This is a genomic window from Burkholderia sp. 9775_39 (assembly GCF_015712225.1).
GTDB lineage: Bacteria > Pseudomonadota > Gammaproteobacteria > Burkholderiales > Burkholderiaceae > Burkholderia > Burkholderia cenocepacia.
In genome coordinates, this window is record NZ_JACCQC010000101.1 from 1 (window position 1) to 419 (window position 419).

The 419-nt window shown below is 47.3% G+C and carries 1 protein-coding gene; it reads right to left on the bottom strand.

Annotation, left to right across the window (positions count from 1 at the left end; genetic code table 11):
- Window positions 1-403: YqiA/YcfP family alpha/beta fold hydrolase (locus tag H0X90_RS35450; RefSeq protein WP_230878132.1), on the bottom strand; the 403-nt coding region annotated here is incomplete at its 3' end.
- Between the last annotated feature and the right edge of the window lie 16 nt (window positions 404-419).

Consider the following 419-nt stretch of genomic DNA (forward strand, 5'->3'; position numbering starts at 1 on the left):
CACACTTAGTGGCAATATCGGCATACTCTTCCGGGCGATCAATCTTGCCTTCCATGTTCTCATAAGGGAACAAATTAGGGTTGAAGATCACCTGGCGGATGTCGCAAAGAAAACCAATCCGTTCCGCCCAGTATCCGCCCAAGCCAACGCCGCAAATTAGCGGACGCTCGTCAACGTTCAGTTGCAACATTTTGTCCACTTCTTTAAGCAGATGCTGCATATCATGTTTCGGATGCCGCGTACTGTAGCTTATCAAGCGTACATCCGGGTCAATAAACTGCAATTGTAAGACTTTCTCGTGGTTACCCGGACTGTTAGAGTCAAAACCGTGTAAATAGATAATCATCGCTTCCTCACATAAGCCAGGGTTAGTGACCTGCTTTCTCTTCCTGCCAGCGTTCATGTAACTGATTCAGACG